Annotated in this window: 4 protein-coding genes; 2 read left to right on the top strand and 2 right to left on the bottom strand. The window is 74.8% G+C overall.

The window, feature by feature from the left end; genetic code table 11:
* Positions 1-70: 70 nt before the first annotated feature.
* Positions 71-1,621 carry an MFS transporter gene (locus ACFU7Z_RS38185; protein ID WP_380782713.1) on the bottom strand — a complete coding sequence of 517 codons (1,551 nt, stop codon included), beginning with the start codon at positions 1,619-1,621 and terminating at the stop codon, positions 71-73.
* A gap of 83 nt (positions 1,622-1,704) precedes the next feature.
* On the opposite strand from ACFU7Z_RS38185, the gene ACFU7Z_RS38180 reads away from it, so the two are divergent.
* Positions 1,705-2,295 carry a TetR/AcrR family transcriptional regulator gene (locus ACFU7Z_RS38180; protein ID WP_380782711.1) on the top strand — a complete coding sequence of 197 codons (591 nt, stop codon included), beginning with the start codon at positions 1,705-1,707 and terminating at the stop codon, positions 2,293-2,295.
* 76 nt (positions 2,296-2,371) lie between these two features.
* Here the strand turns inward: ACFU7Z_RS38180 and ACFU7Z_RS38175 are convergent, their stop codons facing one another.
* Positions 2,372-2,689, bottom strand: a complete 318-nt coding sequence (locus tag ACFU7Z_RS38175) for a cupin (RefSeq protein ID WP_380782708.1) — start codon at positions 2,687-2,689, stop codon at positions 2,372-2,374.
* A gap of 153 nt (positions 2,690-2,842) precedes the next feature.
* Between ACFU7Z_RS38175 and ACFU7Z_RS38170 the strand changes: the two genes are divergently transcribed.
* The gene (locus tag ACFU7Z_RS38170; protein WP_074001753.1) at positions 2,843-3,106 is read left to right on the top strand and encodes a hypothetical protein; all 264 of its coding nucleotides are present in this window, start codon (positions 2,843-2,845) and stop codon (positions 3,104-3,106) included.
* Positions 3,107-3,154: the final 48 nt, after the last annotated feature.

Raw genomic sequence — 3,154 nt, 5'->3', positions numbered from 1 at the left:
GGAACGGCGGAGAGCCCCCGCCCGGGTGGGCGGGGGCTCTCGATGACTCGCGTGGATCGGGCCGGCCGGGTCAGACGGTGACGGGCTCCGGGGCGGGGGCGGGGGTGGCGGCCGGGAGGTGGCGCATCAGGCGGTAGGCCAGGACCGCGGCGCCCAGGGCGAAGACCAGGCCGACCACGGCGGCGACGTGCAGGCCGTCGGTGAAGGCGGTGCGGGCGGTCTCCAGCAGGTCGGCGCCGAGCCGGTCGGGCAGGTGGGCGGCGACGGTGGCCGCGCCGCCGAGGGTGTCCTGGGCGGTCCGGGCGGCCTCGCCGTCGACGCCGGCCGGGAGGGCGCCGTCCAGCCGGTGGTGGTAGACGGCGGCGCCGGCCGCGCCGAGCAGGGCGATGCCGAGGGAGCTGCCGAGTTCGACGGCGGTCTCGGAGGTGGCGGAGGCGGCGCCGGCCTGCTCGACCGGGGCGGCGGAGACGACCATCTCGGCGGTCATCGTCATGGTGCCGACCGTCCCGGCGGCCAGTACGCCGGCCGCGGTGAGGACGAGTGCCAGCGGGGAGTGCGGGCCGACCTGGGTCATCATCGCGAAGCCCGCCGAGCCGACCAGGAAGCCGCCGCCCATCAGCACCGCCGGGCGGAGCCGGCCGGCCAGCGCCGAGCTGACGCCGACCGCCGCGCCGACGCCCAGGCTCGGCACCAGCGACCAGAGCGAGGCGGTCAGCGGGCTCATGCCCTTGACCAGCTGGAGGTACTGGGAGGTGAAGAGGGCGAAGCCCATCATCGCGAACATCGCGATGCTGTTGACGCTGATCGCGCCGCTGAAGGTGCGGATCCGGAACAGGCCGAGGTCGAGCAGCGGGTTCGCGGCGGTGCGCTGGCGCTGGACGAAGGCGCCGGCCAGCAGCAGTCCGGCGGCGACGGCGAGCCCGGGCAGGAGGCTCCAGCCCTCGACGGCGATCGTCTTGACGCCGTAGACCAGCGGCAGGATCGCGGCCAGCGACAGCGCGGCGCCGAGCAGGTCGAAGCGGCCGGTGCGGCGGGTGGAGCGGTACTCGGGGAGCAGGACGGGCGCGGTCAGCAGCACCAGGGCCATGACCGGGACGGCGAGCAGGAAGGCCGAGCCCCACCAGAAGTGCTCCAGCAGCAGGCCGCCGGCGACCGGGCCGAGGGTGGCCCCGGCGGTGAGGATGCCGCCCCAGGCGCCGAGCGCGATCTGCCGCTGCCTGGGGTCGTGGAACATCGTGCGGATCAGCGCGAGGGTCGAGGGCATCACGGTGGCCCCGGCGGCGCCGAGCACGGCGCGGGCCGCGATGAGCTGGCTGGCGTCGTGTGACCAGGCGGCCAGCAGCGAGGCGCCCGCGAAGCCGGCGGCGCCGATCATCAGCAGTCGGCGGCGGCCGATCCGGTCGCCCAGCGCGCCCATCGTGATGAGCAGCCCGGCCAGCAGGAACGAGTACATGTCCATGATCCACAGCTGCTGGGTGCCGCTCGGCGCCAGCGTGGTGGAGATGTACGGGACGGCGAAGAAGAGCACGCCCATGTCCATGGTGAGGACGAGGGTCGGGAGCAGGAGGACGGCCAGGCCGATCCATTCGCGACGGCCTGCGCGGCCGGTGGTTGCGGTCATGGGGAAGACGGTACGGATGTGTCAGACGCTTGTCTAGTACAGATGTGCAAGACATCTGTTCAGTTCTTCCGTAGGATCGGGGCATGGGAAACCGCGAAGACCTGATGGCCGGCGCCAAGCGCTGCCTGTACGAGAAGGGCTACGGGCGCACCACCGCCCGTGACATCGCGACCGCCTCCGGCGTCAGCCTGGCCGCGATCGGCTACCACTTCGGCTCGAAGGAGACGCTGCTCAACGCGGCGATGATCGAGGCGATCGGGGAGATGGGGGAGGCGCTCGGCGCGGTGGTGATCGCCGCCAACCAGGTGTCGGACGACCCGGAGGTGCGCTTCGCGGCGGTCTGGGACGGGCTGCGGGAGGTCTTCGTCGAGCACCGCGGGCTCTGGGCGGCCCAGTTCGAGGCGCTCGCCCAGGCCGGGCACGCCCCCGAGCTGGCGCAGGCCTTCGCGGCGGCGCAGAAGGAGGGCCGGCTCGGCCTCGCCGCGGTGTTCCGGGGGCTGCCCGAGGTGCCGGACACCGAGGAGGAGGTCGCCCTCGGGAGCTTCTACCAGACCCTGCTGGCCGGTTACTGCGCCCAGTGGCTGGCCGCGCCCGAACTCGCGCCCAGCGGGCAGGACTTCCTGCGCGGGCTGCGGCTGGTCAGCGACAGTGTGTTCAACCCCGTGCGGCCGTAGGGAACGTCCCGCCCGTGGGGTGCGCCCCGCCCGTGGGGTGCGCCCCGCGCGCCCGTAGCGGGTGTTCCGCCGCCCGCTACGGGGTGACGGCGGTCAGCAGCACCACCGAGTCGACGTGCGCCAGCAGCCCGTGCCGCTCCTGCGGGACGGGCTCCAGGCGGCCGGCCGCCAGTTCCAGCCGCCGGCCGGCGATGGTCAGCGAGACCCGGCCGCGCAGCACCTGGACGCTGCCCGCGGTGGGCGGGTTGTGCTCGTCCAGCGCGGTGCCGGCGGTCAGCGCGATCACGGTCTGCCGCAGGATCCCGTCGTGCAGGACCAGGTGGGCGCTGCGCCCGTGCGGGCTCTCGGCCGCCCGGGCGGCGTGCTCCACGGCGAGCTGTTCGAGATCGGGCATCGCGCCTCCTCCTCGCTCCGGGCGCACTCCGTGTGCCCAGGGTCGCGGACGCCCGGGGGCCCCGCACCCGGAAGCGCTCCGCACCCCGGAAGGGCCCCGCACCCCGGAGCGGCCCGAGGTGCAGCCCCCGCCGACTGCCCGCATCGTGGAGGCATGGCGACCAACCAGATCTTCAACGGGCTTCAGGTCAACCGCTCGCTGCTGGCCGGCGGCGTGGTGCTCACCGGCGTCGGATCGCTGCTCGGCGCGGCCGGCGCGGCGATGGTGTGCGCCGCGCTGTTCACCGCCGGCCGCGGCTGGCTGCGGAGCCTGGAGACCGCTCCGACCGCGCTCGCCCAGCGGGCCCTGCACGACGCGAAGGTGGCGTCCTCGGCCGGCTGGGACGCCTGGCGCGCCCAGCACGGCTCGCCCAACTGAGCCGGTGCGGCTGTCGGGCCGGGTGCGGCGGGTCACGCCTTCGGGTGG

It is taken from the genome of Kitasatospora sp. NPDC057518, from assembly GCF_042802075.1.
In the GTDB taxonomy this organism is placed as follows: domain Bacteria; phylum Actinomycetota; class Actinomycetes; order Streptomycetales; family Streptomycetaceae; genus Kitasatospora.
The sequence above is the reverse complement of the archived record's forward strand: the minus strand, read 5'-3'. Positions and strand labels throughout refer to the sequence as shown.